Raw genomic sequence first — 18,342 nt, 5'->3', positions numbered from 1 at the left:
ATATGAGCAAAAATACCGTTGACCTAGGCGAGCAGAAAGATGTTGAAGTGTATGGAGCCCGGGTGCATAACCTTAAAAATATTGATGTTTCCTTCCCACGGAACAAACTTGTTGTTATTACAGGTTTAAGTGGGAGTGGTAAATCCTCTTTGGCTTTCGATACCATTTATGCAGAAGGGCAGCGTAGGTATATGGAAACCTTCAGCGCCTATTCGCGCCAGTTTATGGGAGGAATGGAAAGGCCTGATGTGGATAAAGTATCCGGTTTAAGTCCTGTTATTGCCATTGAGCAGAAAACAACCAGTAAAAACCCACGCTCAACTGTAGGTACAATTACCGAGATCTATGATTTTATGCGTTTGCTATATGCACGTACCGCTGATGCTTTTTCGTACAATACCGGCGAGAAAATGGAGCGGATGAGCGAAGATCAGATCCTTGAAAATATCTTTAATAAGTTTGGCAATATGCCTGCCAATATCCTTGCCCCGGTAGTAAAAGGTCGTAAAGGACATTACAGGGAATTGTTTGAACAGATCCGCAAGCAAGGTTATGTTAAGGTGCGTATAGATGGAGAGATACAGGATATCACCGCTAAAATGCAGGTTGATCGTTACAAAATCCATGATATTGAAATTGTTGTAGATCGTCTGATCATTGATCGTACAGATATAAAACGTCTGCAGGACTCCCTGCAAACGGCTATGCGCTTAGGTAAAGGCATTATTAAAATCAGCGATAAGGACAATAATGTTGCCCATTTTAGTCGCTTTTTGATGTGCCCTACAACAGGAATTTCTTACGATGAACCACAGCCTAACAACTTTTCTTTCAATTCACCTTATGGTGCCTGTGAGAATTGTGATGGCTTAGGCTATATTTTCGTGGTAGATAAGGAATCAGTGATGCCGAACCCTAAGTTGAGCATTATGAACGGTGGTCTTGCTCCATTAGGTGAGTACCGCGATATTTGGATGTTCCAGGTGTTAAAAGCCCTGGCCAAAAAATATAATTTCTCTTTGTCTACCCCAATTGAAAAGCTGGGCGACGACATCATCAGTATTATTTTAAATGGTTCTCATGAGTTGCTTTCTGTAGCAGTAGAGTATAATAAATGGAATGTACAAAACTATCAGATTACTTTCGACGGAATCATTAAACTCCTTGAAGAACAACAGGAGCGTAAAGGTGAAGCTGCAGTGGATGATATGGAGTCTTTCCGCAAGCTGAAAACCTGTCCGGTTTGTAACGGCGCCCGTCTGAAAAAGGAAAGTCTGCATTTTAAAATAGACGGTAAGAACATTTTTGAATTGGCAGAAATGGATATCAGCAGTATCAAAGCCTGGTATGAAGGACTGGAAGGCAGACTGAATGACAGACAAAATACCATTGCCAAAGAGATTTTAAAAGAAATCCGTTCAAGGTTGGGCTTTTTGAGTGATGTAGGTTTGAACTATTTGTCGCTCGACCGGACCGCACGGACCCTTTCGGGTGGTGAGGCGCAGCGGATCAGATTGGCTACGCAGATCGGATCTCAACTGATGAATGTGATGTACATTCTGGATGAGCCTAGTATAGGACTTCACCAGCGAGATAATGAACGCTTAATCGGAGCCTTAAAAAACCTGAGAGACCTGGGTAATACGGTTTTGGTAGTAGAGCATGATAAGGATATGATTCTGGAGGCTGATCACGTAATAGACGTTGGTCCGGCAGCGGGTGTGCACGGCGGACAAATCGTCGCGCAGGGGACGCCGGCAGAGATCCTGAAATCGGATACCTTAACTGCGGCCTACCTAAATGGTAAAAAGGGCATAGAGGTACCTAAAAAGCGCAGGAAAGGGACAGGGCATAAGCTTTCCATCATTAAGGCAAACGGTCATAATTTAAAAGATGTCTCAGTAGACTTCCCTTTGGGTAAATTTATCGCTGTAACCGGTGTATCTGGTAGTGGTAAATCAAGCTTAATAACTGAAACCTTATATCCGATATTAAATCATCATTTCTTTAGGGCTAAGAAACATCCTTTGCCTTACGAGAAGATCAATGGGATAAAAGAAATAGATAAAGTAATAGAGATTGATCAGGCGCCTATTGGCCGTACACCCCGATCTAATCCTTCTACTTATACAGGCGTTTTCTCCGACATCAGGAATTTGTATGTTCAGTTGCCGGAAGCCAAAATACGTGGCTATAAACCTGGTCGCTTCTCTTTCAATGTAAAGGGGGGGCGTTGCGAAACCTGCCAAGGTGGCGGTATGAAGGTAATTGAAATGAATTTCTTACCCGATGTGCAGGTGCCATGCGAAGAATGTCAGGGTAAAAGATACAACCGCGAAACACTGGAAGTGCGCTATAGAAGTAAATCTATTAGTGATGTGTTGGATATGAGTATTGAAGAGGCATGCGACTTTTTTGAGAATATGCCATCAATTTACAGGAAAATCAAAACATTGAAAGATGTGGGATTGGGATATATCACTTTAGGACAGTCCTCCACTACCTTGTCGGGCGGTGAAGCCCAGCGTGTTAAGCTGGCTACTGAGCTTTCAAAAAAAGACACAGGGCGGACATTTTATATATTAGATGAGCCTACAACTGGCCTGCATTTTGAGGATATAAATGTATTGCTAGGTGTGCTTAATGAGCTGGTAGAAAGAGGGAATACTGTATTGGTTATTGAACACAACCTGGATGTGGTAAAAGTTGCCGATTGGGTGATAGACCTTGGTGAAGAGGGTGGTGTTGGAGGTGGAAGGATCATCTTTGAGGGAACACCCGAAGGCTTGATCCAAAACCCGATAAGCTTAACCGGCAAGTTCCTTAAAAAGGAAATGGGCCTGTAAACAAACCGTTATGGCAGTGTTTTTAAACACCTTTCTGCCCGATTCTGATGCTTCCAGCAAATTGCAGGTTGTTGACGAAGGATTGGTCAAACTGAGCGCAGAAAGCGAAAGCTCTCCTTATAAGTTAATACAAAAGGCGGATATTAAGGCTATTCTGAAGATTAGAAAGCCTTTTGCCCATAAGGGTACTTATGGGCACGCACTGATTATCGCAGGCGCATTGAAGACAATGGGGGCTGCTTTGCTATGCGCAAAGGGCTGTTTGTATGGCGGTGCAGGTTTAACAACCGTGTCTGTCCCTGAAAGTGGACTAAATGCTTTAAATACAGTATTGCCCGAAGCGATGTATTTGGGGAGAAGTAACCTGATAAAAATAAAATCATTAAAAAAATATAACGCTTTTGCTATTGGGCCAGGCTTAGGGAAACTATTCGAGTCGGTTTGTATCATTGAAGAACTCGTAGTTTTAAAAGTTCCCGTTGTTGTAGATGCTGATGCGTTAAATATCCTTTCTACCCGGGAAGATCTATTGATGCACCTCGCAAAGGATTCCATATTCACGCCGCATTTAAAAGAATTCGACAATTTGTTTGGTAAACATAAGACCTGGTGGGAAAGGTTGCAAACTGCCAGGATAATGGCGAAAAAGCTAGGGTCAGTTATTGTATTGAAAAATCAATATACTTTTATTGTCGACCAACAGGGGGATGTAATGATCAATCCTACAGGTAATCCTGCTATGGCACAAGGTGGAATGGGGGATGTGCTGACGGGCTTAATTACGGCTTATATTGCCCAGGGGTACAGTGCAAAGGCAGCAGCTATACTGGGTTGTTATTTTCACGGAAAAGCGGGTGATGAGCTTGCTGAAAGTCATTATAATATAACTGCATCGCAACTGGCAGAGCAGATACCTAAAACCGTTAAAGGCTTTTTGAAATAGTGGCTGAGATAGATACCCCAGCCATTATAATTATTTATTGATTACTAAAAATCAAACAAGTGTTTTTCAGCATGATAAGATGAACGTACCAGTGGTCCACTCTCTACATATCTTAAACCTTTAGCCAAGCCGATTTCCTTGTATTTAGCAAACTGATCCGGGTGGATCCAGTCTACTACCGGATGATGGTTACGTGTAGGTTGCAGGTATTGTCCCAGCGTTAAAATGTGTACACCATTGGCCACAAGATCATCCATTGCTTCTAAAACATCTTCTTCAGTTTCTCCAAGTCCAAGCATAATGCCTGTTTTTGTTCTTAAACCAAATTCAGAAATACGTTTCAGGGCTTCAAGGCTCCTGTCGTATTTTGCCTGGATGCGTACTTGTTTAGTTAAACGTCTTACTGTTTCTACATTATGTGACATCACTTCAGGGCGTTCTTCTAAAACGCGGTATAAGTTATCCCACTGACCTTTAAAGTCGGGTATTAACGTTTCTAATGTTGTTTCAGGACTTTCTCTTCTGATGGCTTGTAAAGTTTCGGCCCATATAATCGAACCACCATCTTTCAGGTCATCTCTGTCAACCGACGTAATTACGCAGTGTTTTACCTGCATTAATTTTACCGAATTGGCAACACGGTTAGGTTCATCAGTATCCACTGCGAGTGGTCTGCCTGTAGCAACTGCACAGAAAGAGCATGATCTGGTACAGATGTTACCAAGAATCATGAAAGTCGCAGTACCTGCGCCCCAGCATTCGCCCATATTCGGACAATTGCCGCTTTCGCAGATGGTGTGTAGTTTATGGGTATCAACCAAACTACGCACTTGTGCATATTCTTTACCTACAGGAAGCTTAACTCTAAGCCAATCTGGTTTACGTTGTACTGGGTTTTCTGAAACAACCGGAAGTGCGATCATGGCACAAAGTTAAGAATTATTTCTTTGTGAATCTCATTACGGCGATGTCATCCTGAAGTAAGGTTAGTGTTTTATCATCTACGCTGTAGGCTGTAACTTTTTTCATCATTTCCATAAATCTCATTTCACCCTCGCCTTCGCAGTGTTTCATGGTCATGGCACCAGGTTGTGAAATGGTCATTTTATTTCCGTCTACAGTTAGTTTTGTACTGAATCCATTGCAGCTTGTATTACCGCTTACTTCAGTAAATGGCGCTTTAAAATTTAAGCCTGGTTTAGCGTCAGGATATAAGCCATTGAAGGCGATTCTTACTCCGGTAATGTAGTTTAACTCCCATTCACCAGTTAGTTTTTCAGAAGATTGATTTGGTTTCATCATTTTGCAAGCTGTTAAGGCGCTAATAGTGATGAGGATAACTGAGATGATTTTTTTCATGGTAATTGATTTTATTTGCTATTAAAGTTAAATATAATTGGTAATTTTTCGGGGAATAAAAATGCTTAATTTTACACAATGGCTACTTCAAAAATAACTTACAATGGTGGTTTAAGGACTACCTCTATACATGAGCGTTCGGGAAATGAAATCATTACCGATGCACCGGTTGACAACAAAGGAAAGGGTGAGGCTTTTTCGCCGACAGACCTACTGGCTACTTCATTAGGTAACTGTATGCTGACTATCGTTGGAATTGCAGCGAATGAACATGGTTTTAATATCGATGGTACAACTTGTGCAATTACAAAAATTATGGCTGAGGACCCAAGAAGGGTAGCCGAGATTGTAGTTGATTTCCAGTTTCCTGCAAATGATTATTCCGATAAGGACAAAAAGATTATTGAGCGTTCTGCCAATACCTGTCCGGTGATTTATAGTTTACATCCGGATATCAAGAAGACCGTTACTTTTAACTATTAATCATTTCGGCAACTTCATCAGCTGAAATTTCACTGTGTGAAGCATCCAATATACAATCGCCGTTTTTAATCAATAGGATTTGCGGCGATTCATGATACACCTGAAAAGTTTCAGCTATCTGCGCAGAAATGTCGCGATAGCTGATTAAATCTAAAAAGTATAAAGCAGTGTTTTCAGGAATTACAGCCCAATCCCGCTCAAAGCGTTTCTTCGCCATTAAGCTCACAGAACAGCGTGTACTGTGTTTAAAAATAAGACTATAGCCTTCTTGTTGTTGTATTTGACCGATCTCTTCAAGATCAGTAATGTTTTTCCACTGCATTGAAATGTTGTTGTAAAATATACTGAGCGCTTAGCCTCTTCTTCTTTTGCCTTCAGGATACGAGCTGTAGGCCGGACAAATTTTGTTGGAACAAGCTTCTAAAACCGTTATTGCAAAAAATACTCCGAGCAATAGTATTGCAATTTTCTTCATCTGTATTTGTTTTCTTTAATGAAATATTAATACTAATCTACAGTTTTTAACAAAAGAATCAAACTTCGTTATACAGTAGCGGCAAGTTCTGCCATTTTTAAAGCGGTAATCGCAGCCTCGTCACCTTTATTTCCATGCTTACCTCCGGCACGGTCGATAGCCTGTTGCTGATCGTTGGTGGTTAATACACCAAAAATTACTGGTTTTGCATGCTTAATCCCAACCTGAGTAATGCCATTGGCTACAGCATCACAAATGAAATCAAAGTGCTTTGTGTCGCCCTGAATTACACAGCCCAGGCAGATTACTCCATCCAGATCTTTGTGCTTTTGCAAAAGAATTTCAGCAGCAGCAGTCAATTCAAAACTTCCCGGTACGGCTACAGACAGAATATTATCTGCAGATACACCATGTTTAAGCAAAGTTTCTAATGCGCCATTGTATAGGCTGCCAGTGATTTCGGCATTCCATTCTGCAACAGCAATTGCAAATTTGAAAGCGCCGCCATTAGGTACAGTAGTATGCGAAAAATCGGATAGGTTTTTTAATTGTGTTGCCATGCTGCAAACTTAGGGAAAATTTCAGAAATGAACTGAGGAGAAAGCACAAAAAAGGCCATCCGTTTTCCGGATAGCCTTTTTCATGGGGTAGTGGAGGTTAATTTACCGTTGAGCCCATAGTTGTTTTACCTTTTCTATCCTGACCTCTCTGATCCTTAGTAATGATGCTGTCATCAAGCTGTTGCTTTATGGCCAATAATTGCAATTGGAGTAAGCTCATTCCGTACTGTGTTGCAGGATTGGTATTGTTTAATAACAATACCGTTTGTGTATTTCCGCCATTATTGGCAAGTGGTCCAAGTATAGCAGCATCAAATACCGCATTTGGAACAAGTGCCTCATTATTGTCGTATACCTGGTCACCTATCGCAACAGCTGATTTGGTGGTGATTGTTCCAACAATTTGGCCGAAAGCTCCTTTGTTTCCGGAAACTATACTGTTGTATAGGTTCAAAACATTGGTTCCTGTAGTCGTAACATTAATACCACTTCCACCGGCAGTTGTTGCATTCACTGCACCGGAATTATTGGTGATGGTTGAGTTGATCACATCCAACTTTGCTGAGCCATACAATACGATCCCACCTCCGGCAGCATTTCCGCCAGCGGCGTTTCCGGATACGGTACAGTTCAACATTAATCCTTCTGAACGTTCACGGCCATAATACCCTGCTGCTGCACTGTTAGCGCCATAGATACCAGTAACATTATTTGAAATCGTAACATTGAACATTTGCGTTACAGATGGTCTGGTGGTATGAATGGCGTAAACACCTGCACCAACACCACCAACCCTGTTGCCATTAACGCTGGTGTTATACATATAAATGGTTGATCCATCATTCCATATACCGCCACCATTTGAAGCCGCGATATTGCCTGTATTGCCGCTGATGTTGCAATTTTTTAGGGTTAGCACAGCTCGTTCAGTAACATATAAGCCCGGTGCATGGTTGTTGGTCGTGTTGTTGATGATATTACAGTTTTCAATTTCAGCAAGGGTATTCCCAATAATCATCCCTCCACCATGGGCCCTGCTAAAGCTGGCGCCGTTGATCACAACGGATCCTGTTCCGCCAGCTTCACCTTCTTTAATGGTTAGTCCTCGAAGAACTACTTTTTTTCCGTCTGCCAAAGGAGCAGTAATGGCAACTACATGCCGTGCTTTGCTGCTTCCTAAGTTGCCGCTCAGTATGGTTGGATATAGTTGTGGATTCGGTTGATCTCCAGTTTGTGCATTCTCAGCATAACCACCACTGATTTGAACATTGGTACGGATTTCGAAAGTGTTTTCTTTCGCATCAGTTACAGTACCATTGGATAGGGTAGTACCAGGTTTGTAGGTTCCGGCAGCTACGTATATGAAATCTCCATCGTTTGCCTGGTCTAAAGCATTGTCTAAAGTTGTGGCCTGCTGCCATGACAAACCATCGGCAATACTCGAACCATTTGCTCTTACGTAAAAATGTCTGGTGAAATCGGGTGGCGCATCTCCGGCAAGTTGTGTGATTTTAAGTACTTTTTTATAACCATCAGTAACCCATGCTGAAATTTCAGCAGTTCTTGCAATTGTAGTTTTGTTTTTTGCAACACTGATTTTAAAAGTTCCGTTGCCGGTTCCGTTAGCAGAAACGAATGACAACCAATCTGCGTCACTTTTTACACGCCAGGGAAGATTTGACTTTATTTCAATCTCCAGCTCTGTAGCCTCACTTCCAACCTCCATAGTTTCTGTTTTAAAAGACAGATCAGGATCGTCAGGTGAAAAACCTTCTGCATCAACTTTTCGGCATCCAGTGATGGCGATCATTGCCAGCAATAGCAGGAATGAACAAGTTCTATTTAAATATGCTTTCATGTTAACAGGTTATTCATTAGATATAATTAATAGACCATTTGCCACTGCCCGTTCTTTGCCGCCATTGTCTGTAGGCCAGTTTCTGATTTCAAAACGGTTGGGTTCGAAGCCCGGTGTATTGCGTATGAAAAAGGTAGTTGATCCCCCGCCATCTAAATTGATGGCATTGTGGGCACCTAAGGCTTTTAATATTTTAGCCAGATCCTCGTATTTCATTCCGTTTGAGTAATGGAATTTCCTGCCATCAACAGCCAGCATGTATACTTTAAGGCCATCCGCTGACGCGCCAATAGCGGTTCGCGGTTCAACTACTGCACTTGCCTGGGTTTCAATAACACCATCTTTAATTAACGTTACCCTGCCCGAAATGGCTTCCTTTAAGGTTGTTTTTACATTCGCGTATAAGGCCTGATCGCCAACAATCGCTTTGTTGTCGCTAGTTATCCCGAAGAAAGTATTTATTGCGTCCGTAACTGTGCTTTTAATGACCAAACCTTCTTTATGCACGATCCCTTGAGGCATCCCTGTCGTCATATTGTAGAAATCACCATTTATACCTGCCCATACTTTATGCTTTTCTGCATCTTCATAAGTGGCCTGGAGGGTCATCTCCTGCATATTATACTGCGGCTGGTTAAAAGGGGTAGAGGCTTCTATGGTTAAGTTTGGTTTGGAAAGGTCGACCTCAAAGATGAATATCTTCATGGCCAGGCCTTCTTTAGACAGGTACTTAATTTCTGTCGCAGTTAAACCGTTTTTTATGGTATAGCTTGTATCAGCATGAATGGTTGCAAACAGGTCTGTTTGATTTACCAGACGTTTTCCAACTTCGGTTTTAGGAATGGCAACATAGGTAGTAGTTTGCTGGGCTTTTGTACAACTCAGTATACCCAGACTGAAAATAATTGCTGTAAACCAGTAAAATGTATGTTTCATTAGATTATGTTTTTAATGTTAGTATCCAGGATTGGGTATAAGGTTTCCATTTAGCTGTAATTCCCTGCCTGGAATTGGTAATAAAGTTTGGTGGCTTAGGATGCCCAGGTTTTTTATCGCTTTTCCCAGTCTGATTAAATCATGGTACATGAAATTCTCAGCCAACAGTTCGCGTTTTCTTTCCAGAAGAATGGCATCTATGTAGCTGTCATCATTGCTTACTGTTAAATTAACGAGCCCGCGGAAGCTGCGAAGCTGATTCAATCTGCCTATGCCATTCAATCTGCCCTGTGCTTCGGCACTAATCAGATACATTTCTGCAATCCGTGAAATGATAACCGGATCTCTGCCGGTCTGTCCACTCGGATACTTGTTGATGCATTCAGTGCCGGCAATATTGACAATAGAAATATTCTTCCTGTTGTCGTTCGCAGCATATGAATCCACCACATCACGGGCAGGCTTATAAGTTCCCTGACCTTTGTTTGGGTGGGCGTAGGTATAGAACAAGTCACTGATATTGATGCTTGATTCTTCAGAGATGTTTTCAAAGGCAAAGATCACCTCCGTGTTCCCTAATTTTCTGAAGATTTTTTCAAAAGCATCCAGCTTATATTTACCTGAGGTAATCAGACTTTCAGCATAAGTTGTTGCTTCAGTCATTTTACCCTGACTTAACATTACCCTGGCCCGAAGAGCAGTAACTGCATCTGCCGACACATAATAATAACTTTCTGAGGTGCCTAAAAGGGCAGCAGCCTGATTTAAGTTCTCTTCTACGAAGGCCCAGACTTCAGTTACCGGTTTGCGGAAAGGCTTTTCCAGTGTGTTTTTTCTTAAAATCGGAACATCGCCCCAACGGGTTACCAGGTTAAAATAAATCAGGCCCCTAAAGTAATAGGCTTCACCTAGTGTTCTGTTTCTAACTTCAGATGCCGGCAGACTCTCGCAAATGCTGATGATGTTGTTTACCTGGAACAGGGCGCTGAAGTAACCATTCCAGCTGGCAGCAACAATGGAGTTTAATGGGCTTAAAGTTGAATTGATGATGTCTAATGGGTTTCCGGAACTGCCCGTTAAATTACCGCCCAGGATATCGAAGGTGATAAAGGAATGAACCTTAGGATCATTTTGCATATTGTTATACATCCCTAATCTCAATGCAGGTAAGTCATCAGCGGTAACTGCGTCAGGTGAAATACCAGAATGAGGGAATAGGTCCAGTTGCTTACCACATGAACTAAGCATGAGGATTGCACTTATGAATAGAATTAATCTTTGTTTCATTTGATCAAAATTTATAGCGTGATGTTTACACCTAAACTGAAAGTTCGCGGCTGAGGTACTGAGAATAAATCAACACCGGTATATCGTGGATCAAGATTGTTGTTTACTTCCGGATCCCATCCTGAATACTTGGTAAATAACAAAAGGTTGTCGCCCTGAGCATAGACTCTTAAGCCCTTCAGTCCTATTTTTTGCACCTTCCCTACAGGGAAATTATACCCTAGCGTAAGCGCTCTTAACCTGATGAATGAACCGTCTTCCAAAAATCTCGTTGAGTTTCTGGTGTTATGGGTTTCACCATCAATTGCCCTTGGGTATACATTTGTACTTCCGGGACCGGTCCAGCGATTTTCAACGTACTCTACCAAATTGTTAAACCTGTAACCAATACGTGCTGAGCCACTGGCTTTCCATTGCGCATACACGTCATTTCCGTACATGTAGGTGGTTAAAATATCTAATTGAAAGCCTTTGTAGTTAAAGGAGTTGTTCCAGCCACCTGAAAAATCCGGATTCGAAGATCCTACCAGCTGTCTGTCATTGTCATTGATGATGTTATTACCATCAACATCCAGCCATTTCACATCACCGGCTCTCACGCCTAAATTGTATAGCGCCTGTGGTACTTCACCATCATACTGGTACAGACCGTTTGCTACGAAAAGATAATATGCCCCGATCTCTTTACCTACCTGTAAAGCCCTGTTTTCGCCTACAGATACCGGTGCATCGTGACCGATTAAGGAAGTCAGTTTGTTTTTATTGTGTGCAATGTTAAACTGAGATTTCCAGTTTACAGCACCAATATTGAAATTGCTATTAAGAGCAAGTTCAACACCTTTGTTTTGCATGGAGCCAATATTGCTGATAATGCTGGTCATGCCTGTAGTGGCATGGATTGGCATGCTATACAGCAGATTTTTGGTATTCTTGATGTAACCATCTATGATTAGATTCAACCTCCCGTTCATTAAGCCGAGGTCGAAACCCATATCGTATTGGTCGGCCTTTTCCCAGGTTAACTGATCATTACCAAAAGACGACACGGATATACCACTTACATTTCCGTAGTTCTGGCCACCCAGCATGAGCGCCTGGTAAGCATAATTACCAATGCCTTCCTGGTTCCCGGTCTGGCCATAGCTTGCCCGTAATTTAAGGTCGATATCTTTATCACTTAAAAAATCTTCTTTTGATGCATTCCAGCCAATAGAGGCTGATGGGAACAATCCCCATCTGTGGTTGGGATTGAATTTTGAAGAACCATCGGCACGTAATGTCCCGGTGAAGATGTATTTATCCTTATAGGCAAAAGTTGACCTTCCAAAATAAGATTCCATTGCATACTCACTCGTATTTCCACTGGCTCCATAAATCTCAGATGCTACGGAAATTACATGTAATGATGGGGTAGGGAAGCCTCTGCCATCAATGTCAGAGCTTTTAACATTTTGCTTTTGAAAGGAATGACCTGCAATTGCGTTAATGCTGAAGTCTTTAAGTTTCTTGTTGTAAGTCAGGATGTTCTCCGTTAAAATGTTTTGAATAAGTCGGTTAGACTCAACCAACCTGCCTACACCTGTTCCATAGGGGTGTTTTGCATTGTAATATTTGTAATCGTAGGTGTACCCGATATCTGTACTTATTGAAGATTTGAATGTGAAATCCTGACCCAGGTTTAGTGTGCCATAAAAGGTGCCTAAATATCTATAGGTATCCAGATAGGTTTCTTGTTCATTGATAATTTGAACGGGGTTATGGCGGGTTAATTCATCCGTTCCACCAACATAGTAATCTCCATTCGGTTTGTAAGGCCTGTCAAAAGGTCTTTGTTCAATGGCCCTGGCGATAATGGTTGAACCCAGGTTTGCACCCGGAACCTGGTAGTTTTTGATGTAATTTGCAGTGTTCTGCATGCCAAACTCCAGCCACTTCTTAAACTGGTGACTTATCTTGGTGTTGACGTTATATTTTTTTAAGGAATTGTTTTTAATAATACCTTCCTGATCGGTATAGCCTAATCCAATATAATATTTTGTGGTTTTATTACCTCCGGCAAGATTTGCATCCACATTTTTAAAATAACCGGTTTGGGTAATTAATCCCAGCCAATCGGTATCAGGCAGGTCGCCAAACGGATTAGAAATCCTGATTTTATAGGCGGCATCACCTACTTTCAGGTTGTTCTGTTTATTATAGTTATCTACTCCCTCGTTATATTGCAGGAGGTAGGATTTAGAATCCGAGAATTTTAGTTTATTGCGATCCATAAATTGGGAAAAACCGCTGGAAAGGTTAACCTTCACATCAGAACGGCCTTCTTTTCCGGACCTGGTAGTAATCACTACCACACCATTACTGGCTCTCGACCCATAAATGGCTGCTGAGGCCGCATCTTTCAGTACTTCTATAGACTCAATATCAGCATGATTAAAGGCCGCTAAGGGACTGTAGTTTTCACCAAATGAGAATAGGGAAGGGCTGGAAGTGTTAATCGGAACACCATCTATAACATATAGCGGTTCATTACCCGCGCTTATAGAAGAAATTCCGCGAATGCTGATACGCTCTGCTGATCCCAGGTTTCCTGATCCAACATTGATGTTTACTCCTGCTATCCGACCTTCCAGCAAACGTGCAGGGTTGGCTACCTGGCGAACGTCTTCCGGCTTAGGTTTAAATGTACCAATAGCATTGGTCACCAATGAGCGCCTTATTGATCCATATCCAACAACAACAGTTTCCTCCAAAATTTTATTTTGACGTACCAGGTATATAGCTATGACCTTTTTGTTTCCCAGACTGATTTTCTGTTCATTAAATCCGGTATAAGTAATAATTAATGTGGCGTCGGGCTTTATATTAGTCAGACTAAATTTTCCCTGCTCATCAGAAATGACAACTGAGGCAGTATTTAATACTTTAATAGTTGCACCTGCCAAAGGTTTTTTCTCCTCGTCATAAACCGTTCCGGTAACCATCTGTTGTTGGCTGTTTGCCGTTTTGGCCGTTTCCGTTTTGCGCTTTATAATGATGGAATTCTTGTCAATTTCATAATCAAAGGGTTGGTTTTTGAAAATGATAGCAAGTGTGTTTTCTATGTTTAGATTTTTAATCTCTACAGATAAAGGTTTGGCTTTATTTAAAAATTCGGTGTCATATAAAAAGGAAATTTTAGTCTGATCCCGAATCTCCTTGATAATGGTTTCAAAATTTTTGCCTTTGGTGGACAAGGTGATGTTTTGCGAATACACCTTGCCAGATACGTTTAAGCATAGTACTAAGGCTAGCGAAAATGTAAGTTTTAACGGTAATAAAACTCTAAGCATTATGTTTTTTTATGTTAGTTTAATTTCTGATTTGGTCGTCTTTATTGGAGGTTAGCTGATGCGGATAAATGGATTATTTTACAACATATACCTTCCTCCCTTCAATTTTAAATTGGATGCTACATGTTTTTTCGACCATTCTGAGTATGTCGTTGATAGATACGCTTCTACTTATAGCACCATTTAATTTTTTGTCTGGTAAATTATGGTAGTCAACTTCTACATCATACCACCTGCTGATGGTACGCATTACCTGTACCAGGTCCTTATTGGAGAAACTAAAATTACCCTGCTGCCAGGCGTTGGCATCCGTAGCATAGGCAACATCCCGAACGCTGACTTTATCATTTATGGTGGCTTGCTGATTTGGTTTTAACGTATAATCAGCTGCAGTTCCTACAGCATTGCTGGCATGGATTTTAACTTTACCTTCCAGGAGTGTAACCTGATCAAAATTATCTTCAGGATAGGCTGAAATGTTGAACTTTGTGCCCAATACGCTTGTGCTGTGCTTCTGACTTTTTACTAGGAATGGCCAATTCTTGTTTTTCCCATTCTTTTGGGTACCGGTAACTTCAAAATAGGCTTCCCCGATAAGTTCTACTTCCCTGGTGCTTTCATTGAACTCATTAGGGAATTTAAGCGAACTGGCTGCATTTAACCATACTTTACTACCATCAGGCAGAATGACCTTATACTGCCCTCCATTTGGTGTTCTGATCTCATGGATCTTTATAGCAGCAGGTGCTACTTTAGCCAAGGGATCATATTCCAGAAAGCCTTCCTTATTGGAAATGTGTAAAATTCCTTTGGAAATTAAATCCTCTTGTTTCTGAGCGTCGCTCAACAAGTAGGAACTGCCATCGGGTAATACTAAACTGGCGATGCTCTTGCCGGGTAATATAGGCGCTTCTGAGGCGTTGTCTTTTGTTGATGAGGATTGATAGGTATAAAGTAAAATCGCGGCCGCAGCGACAATTAAAATGATTGCTGCAGATATGTATCTGACCGCATCCTTACTTCTGTGTAGAATTAGTTTTGCAAATGATGGTTTCCGTTCTCTTTCAATACGGTTAAATATACTTTGTCCTAGCTGATCAGCGGCTTCTTCATCCAGTTGATCAGTATAATTGGATTGAACCTCAAAGTATTGGTAGCAAGCTTCTACATAAGCTTTCTCTTCCGGACTGGCCGTATTTTGATTGTATTTTTCTAAAAGGGCTAAATATTTGTCTTTGTTCCAATCCATCTTATGCTGTTATATACATATAAGACGGGTCATAAAGGAAAACGCCCAGTCGGGCGCAAATAAAAATTAAAAAAATAAAAGACTAAATATGGAGGAGCGCCAATACGTAGATTGGAAAGAAGCTGGCTCGAAGTTTTATCTTAGCTTTTCCCAAATGATTTCGAATCGTTTTTACGGATAAACCTAATTTTTCGGCGATCTCATCTGAGGAAAGGTTCTCGTGGAACTTCAGTTCGTAGATGAGTTTTTGCTGCGGGGGAAGTTCTTCTAATTGCTTTTTATATTCTTTTAGCAATTCCTTGTATATCGCCTGAAAGGCAGGGCTGCTACTCGATTGCTCAAAAAGTTCGATGTATTCTGGCAGTTCAACGTATTTCTTCTCCTTTGCGATTAAATCCAGTACCTTATTTCTAACGGAGATATACAGGAAGGACTTTAGGTTTTCAATTTTTTGAGTTTTTCTGTTGTTCCAGATGTTCAGGAAAATATCCTGCGTGATGTTTTCAGCATCCTGGCAATTCTGAAGCCTTTTGTAAGCGCTATTGTACACATATTTCCAATAGGTGGTGTACAGCACAGAAAAAGCTTTCTCATTCCCTTCGGTGATTTGAGTTAACAGATCCTCTTCACTAGAGGTATTTGATTCAGGCTTAGACATGTGTACAACGAATGTGCGCAAAAATACCGTTGTAATGTAAAGTATTTATTAATTCTATACAACATTATTGATAGGCTTAAAAAAAGAAACCCTGCATATCCTTATCGGTTATGCAGGGTTTCTGTATATGTTTTGGGCTGTTTACTTTACCTGTGCAGCTGCACGGGCAATGTACTCGTCAATCATAGCAGCTTCCTGGCTTTCAGGATACTGAGTTTTTATTTTGGTGTAAGCTTCTTCAGCACCTTTAAAATCTTTAAGGTTTTCGTAAACCAATCCTAGTTTTTTAAGAAACATTGGAGAAGTAAATTTGTTGCTCGCTTTATCAGCTGCTTTTTTATAGTAAGTAGCTGCTTGCTTAAAGTCTTTTAATTCACTGTAAGCATCACCTAGTAAGCCTAAAGCTAATGGATCTGCAACCGGACTTCCAGTTTCTGAATATTTACCTAAAACTTCAGTAGCTTTCTTGTACTCACCTTTACGTAAATAAATACCACCAAGGTATAAGTTGGCAAGGTTAGCCGATTTTGTATTGTCATACTCCTCTGCAATTTTTTCAAGACCAGGGTAGCCACCTTCGCCATTGATGGCTTTATTAGCTAATGAATCTGCAGCGCCAATGTATTGCTCTGCTTTGTACATCTTAGCAGATGCTTCTTCAGCCCTGTTTTTAAGGTATACATTCTGATACCAGAAGTAGATGCCTATTAATACTACAATTGCACCTGCAATGAACAAAAGGCTTTTCGAATTTTCTTCTAAAAAGGAACCCTTTCTTACCGGTTGATTTATTTCTTTTTCTGTTGTAGACATTTTATTTAAAAAAATTAAGGATTGCAAAAATACATTTTTACATCAAAGTATCAACCCCTTTTGAAAGTATTTAAACAAAATTAATGAACTGAGCGTTAAATAGAACCGAAGTAATCATAGAATTAACAAAGCTAAACGGTAACTTTGGCTGTTGATACTATGTGGTTAAAAAACATTACCCTTCTTAATTTTAAAAACTATACGGATGCAAATGTTAGTTTTTCAAAAACAGTAAATGCATTTGTAGGAGATAACGGGGCCGGTAAAACCAATTTACTGGACGCTATCCATTACTTGTGCCTATGTAAAGGGTATTTTAATCCAATCGATACACAGCAAATAAAAACGGGACATGACCTGTTTTTAATTCAGGGTGACTTCGACCGCCAGGAAAAAAATGAGAAGATCACCTGTGGTGTAAAAAGGAATCAGAAAAAACAATTTAAGCGGAATAAAAAGGAGTACGATAAATTAGCCAATCACATTGGCTTGTTTCCATTGGTGATGATTTCACCCTATGATACCAATATCATTATGGAAGGAAGTGAAGAGCGGCGTCGTTTTATGGATAATGTGATCTCGCAAACTGATACGCACTATCTGGACGAATTGATCATGTACAACCGTCACCTTTTAAATCGGAATGCCTTGTTAAAGCAAATTGCGGTAACGCGTAGCTATGACCCGACATTACTGGAGATTTATAATGAGCAACTGGTCGCTTCAGGGGTAAAGATCTATGCCAAGCGTCAGCAATTCATGATTGAGTTTATTCCTTTGTTTGATAAATACTACCAGTATTTAACCAATGATAAGGAGCAGGTAAGTTTGCAGTACCAAAGTCAGTTAAACGATGCCGCTTTTGAGCAGCTGCTGTTGCAATCCATAGAAAAGGATAAGGTTCTGGAAAGAACAACTACCGGTATTCACAAGGATGAACTGATCTTTACAATATCAAATATGCCCTTAAAGAAGTTTGGTTCACAGGGGCAGCAGAAATCTTTTTTAATTGCACTTAAATTGGCGCAATATGCTTATCTTCAGAAGTATAAAGGATTTAAGCCTTTGTTGTTGCTGGATGATATTTTTGATAAACTTGACGATAGCAGGATGCATAAACTGATGGAGATGGTATCCCATCATGATTTTGGGCAGATCTTTATTACAGATACAGGGAAAGACCGTGTGCTGGCAGTATTTAATAAAATCGATGTGCCGGTAACGCTATTCGACGTGACTAACGGAGCAATAAATCATGCGTAAACCTAACGATATTACACTAAAAGAAGGCATTGGCAAATTGCTGAATGTTTATAAGCTGAAAGGTAAGTTTGATGAAACATCTGTAGTGGCTTTATGGCCTGAACTGATGGGGAAGGCAATTGCCAACCGGACTACACAGATTTATGTTTCGCAAAAAAAACTGTTCATCAGGATTGAGTCATCGGTGATCAAGAATGAGTTGCTGATGGTAAGATCCGGCATCCTTCAAAAGATAAATGAACGTGCCGGATCTGAAGTGATTACTGATATTGTATTTCTTTAG

16 protein-coding genes are annotated in these 18,342 nt (G+C 40.7%); 5 read left to right on the top strand and 11 right to left on the bottom strand.

Going from position 1 to position 18,342, the window contains the following annotated elements:
• Positions 1-2: 2 nt before the first annotated feature.
• Both uvrA and B9A18_RS05070 read left to right on the top strand, forming a co-directional pair.
• Positions 3-2,846, top strand: coding sequence for an excinuclease ABC subunit UvrA (gene uvrA, locus B9A18_RS05075; protein WP_084287717.1), 2,844 nt, complete (start codon positions 3-5; stop codon positions 2,844-2,846).
• A gap of 10 nt (positions 2,847-2,856) precedes the next feature.
• Positions 2,857-3,789 (top strand): NAD(P)H-hydrate dehydratase, encoded by a 933-nt coding sequence (locus B9A18_RS05070; protein WP_084287714.1) that lies wholly within the window; start codon positions 2,857-2,859, stop codon positions 3,787-3,789.
• Between the two features lie 44 nt (positions 3,790-3,833).
• Here the strand turns inward: B9A18_RS05070 and lipA are convergent, their stop codons facing one another.
• Both lipA and B9A18_RS05060 read right to left on the bottom strand, forming a co-directional pair.
• A complete protein-coding gene (lipA, locus tag B9A18_RS05065; protein ID WP_084287711.1) occupies positions 3,834-4,712 on the bottom strand; it encodes a lipoyl synthase in 879 nt (292 codons plus the stop codon).
• Between the two features lie 16 nt (positions 4,713-4,728).
• Complete coding sequence (locus B9A18_RS05060) at positions 4,729-5,148, bottom strand: META domain-containing protein (protein ID WP_084287709.1); 420 nt, start codon at positions 5,146-5,148, stop codon at positions 4,729-4,731.
• Between the two features lie 78 nt (positions 5,149-5,226).
• On the opposite strand from B9A18_RS05060, the gene B9A18_RS05055 reads away from it, so the two are divergent.
• Positions 5,227-5,631 (top strand): OsmC family protein, encoded by a 405-nt coding sequence (locus B9A18_RS05055; RefSeq protein WP_084287706.1) that lies wholly within the window; start codon positions 5,227-5,229, stop codon positions 5,629-5,631.
• On the opposite strand, the gene ytxJ is transcribed toward B9A18_RS05055, so the two are convergent.
• The 9 genes from ytxJ to B9A18_RS05010 form a co-directional block, all read right to left on the bottom strand.
• On the bottom strand, positions 5,621-5,953 hold the full coding sequence (gene ytxJ, locus B9A18_RS05050) for a bacillithiol system redox-active protein YtxJ (protein ID WP_084287703.1): 333 nt from the start codon (positions 5,951-5,953) through the stop codon (positions 5,621-5,623). The two genes, B9A18_RS05055 and ytxJ, sit on opposite strands and share 11 nt — an antisense overlap.
• Positions 5,954-6,174: 221 nt before the next feature.
• Positions 6,175-6,666 carry a 6,7-dimethyl-8-ribityllumazine synthase gene (gene ribH / locus B9A18_RS05045; RefSeq protein ID WP_084287700.1) on the bottom strand — a complete coding sequence of 164 codons (492 nt, stop codon included), beginning with the start codon at positions 6,664-6,666 and terminating at the stop codon, positions 6,175-6,177.
• 97 nt (positions 6,667-6,763) lie between these two features.
• Positions 6,764-8,524, bottom strand: a complete 1,761-nt coding sequence (locus B9A18_RS05040) for a BACON domain-containing protein (RefSeq protein WP_084287696.1) — start codon at positions 8,522-8,524, stop codon at positions 6,764-6,766.
• A gap of 9 nt (positions 8,525-8,533) precedes the next feature.
• Positions 8,534-9,460 carry a phosphodiester glycosidase family protein gene (locus tag B9A18_RS05035; RefSeq protein WP_084287693.1) on the bottom strand — a complete coding sequence of 309 codons (927 nt, stop codon included), beginning with the start codon at positions 9,458-9,460 and terminating at the stop codon, positions 8,534-8,536.
• 18 nt (positions 9,461-9,478) lie between these two features.
• On the bottom strand, positions 9,479-10,747 hold the full coding sequence (locus B9A18_RS05030) for a RagB/SusD family nutrient uptake outer membrane protein (RefSeq protein WP_084287690.1): 1,269 nt from the start codon (positions 10,745-10,747) through the stop codon (positions 9,479-9,481).
• 11 nt (positions 10,748-10,758) lie between these two features.
• Positions 10,759-14,076 carry a TonB-dependent receptor gene (locus B9A18_RS05025; protein ID WP_084287688.1) on the bottom strand — a complete coding sequence of 1,106 codons (3,318 nt, stop codon included), beginning with the start codon at positions 14,074-14,076 and terminating at the stop codon, positions 10,759-10,761.
• Positions 14,077-14,149: 73 nt separating this feature from the next.
• Positions 14,150-15,325, bottom strand: coding sequence for a FecR family protein (locus tag B9A18_RS05020; protein WP_084287686.1), 1,176 nt, complete (start codon positions 15,323-15,325; stop codon positions 14,150-14,152).
• Positions 15,326-15,407: 82 nt separating this feature from the next.
• Complete coding sequence (locus B9A18_RS05015) at positions 15,408-15,983, bottom strand: RNA polymerase sigma factor (RefSeq protein WP_084287684.1); 576 nt, start codon at positions 15,981-15,983, stop codon at positions 15,408-15,410.
• A 141-nt stretch (positions 15,984-16,124) separates the two neighbouring features.
• A complete protein-coding gene (locus tag B9A18_RS05010) occupies positions 16,125-16,796 on the bottom strand; it encodes a tetratricopeptide repeat protein (RefSeq protein ID WP_084287682.1) in 672 nt (223 codons plus the stop codon).
• Positions 16,797-16,955: 159 nt separating this feature from the next.
• On the opposite strand from B9A18_RS05010, the gene recF reads away from it, so the two are divergent.
• Both recF and B9A18_RS05000 read left to right on the top strand, forming a co-directional pair.
• Positions 16,956-18,059 (top strand): DNA replication/repair protein RecF, encoded by a 1,104-nt coding sequence (recF, locus tag B9A18_RS05005; protein ID WP_084287680.1) that lies wholly within the window; start codon positions 16,956-16,958, stop codon positions 18,057-18,059.
• Entirely contained in the window at positions 18,052-18,342 is a 291-nt protein-coding gene (locus B9A18_RS05000; RefSeq protein ID WP_084287677.1) for a DciA family protein, read from the top strand. The genes recF and B9A18_RS05000 overlap by 8 nt, the downstream gene beginning before the upstream one ends.

It is taken from the genome of Pedobacter nyackensis, from assembly GCF_900176505.1.
In the GTDB taxonomy this organism is placed as follows: Bacteria; Bacteroidota; Bacteroidia; order Sphingobacteriales; family Sphingobacteriaceae; genus Pedobacter; species Pedobacter nyackensis.
Note: the sequence above shows the minus strand (reverse complement) of the source record. Positions and strands in the feature narration are given on the sequence as shown.

Coding starts and splice junctions, on each gene's coding strand:
- uvrA (WP_084287717.1), top strand. CDS start 3: ATGAGCAAAAATACCGTTGACCTAGGCGAGCAGAAAGATGTTGAAGTG.
- B9A18_RS05070 (WP_084287714.1), top strand. CDS start 2,857: ATGGCAGTGTTTTTAAACACCTTTCTGCCCGATTCTGATGCTTCCAGC.
- lipA (WP_084287711.1), bottom strand. CDS start 4,712: ATGATCGCACTTCCGGTTGTTTCAGAAAACCCAGTACAACGTAAACCA.
- B9A18_RS05060 (WP_084287709.1), bottom strand. CDS start 5,148: ATGAAAAAAATCATCTCAGTTATCCTCATCACTATTAGCGCCTTAACA.
- B9A18_RS05055 (WP_084287706.1), top strand. CDS start 5,227: ATGGCTACTTCAAAAATAACTTACAATGGTGGTTTAAGGACTACCTCT.
- ytxJ (WP_084287703.1), bottom strand. CDS start 5,953: ATGCAGTGGAAAAACATTACTGATCTTGAAGAGATCGGTCAAATACAA.
- ribH (WP_084287700.1), bottom strand. CDS start 6,666: ATGGCAACACAATTAAAAAACCTATCCGATTTTTCGCATACTACTGTA.
- B9A18_RS05040 (WP_084287696.1), bottom strand. CDS start 8,524: ATGAAAGCATATTTAAATAGAACTTGTTCATTCCTGCTATTGCTGGCA.
- B9A18_RS05035 (WP_084287693.1), bottom strand. CDS start 9,460: ATGAAACATACATTTTACTGGTTTACAGCAATTATTTTCAGTCTGGGT.
- B9A18_RS05030 (WP_084287690.1), bottom strand. CDS start 10,747: ATGAAACAAAGATTAATTCTATTCATAAGTGCAATCCTCATGCTTAGT.
- B9A18_RS05025 (WP_084287688.1), bottom strand. CDS start 14,076: ATGCTTAGAGTTTTATTACCGTTAAAACTTACATTTTCGCTAGCCTTA.
- B9A18_RS05020 (WP_084287686.1), bottom strand. CDS start 15,325: ATGGATTGGAACAAAGACAAATATTTAGCCCTTTTAGAAAAATACAAT.
- B9A18_RS05015 (WP_084287684.1), bottom strand. CDS start 15,983: ATGTCTAAGCCTGAATCAAATACCTCTAGTGAAGAGGATCTGTTAACT.
- B9A18_RS05010 (WP_084287682.1), bottom strand. CDS start 16,796: ATGTCTACAACAGAAAAAGAAATAAATCAACCGGTAAGAAAGGGTTCC.
- recF (WP_084287680.1), top strand. CDS start 16,956: ATGTGGTTAAAAAACATTACCCTTCTTAATTTTAAAAACTATACGGAT.
- B9A18_RS05000 (WP_084287677.1), top strand. CDS start 18,052: ATGCGTAAACCTAACGATATTACACTAAAAGAAGGCATTGGCAAATTG.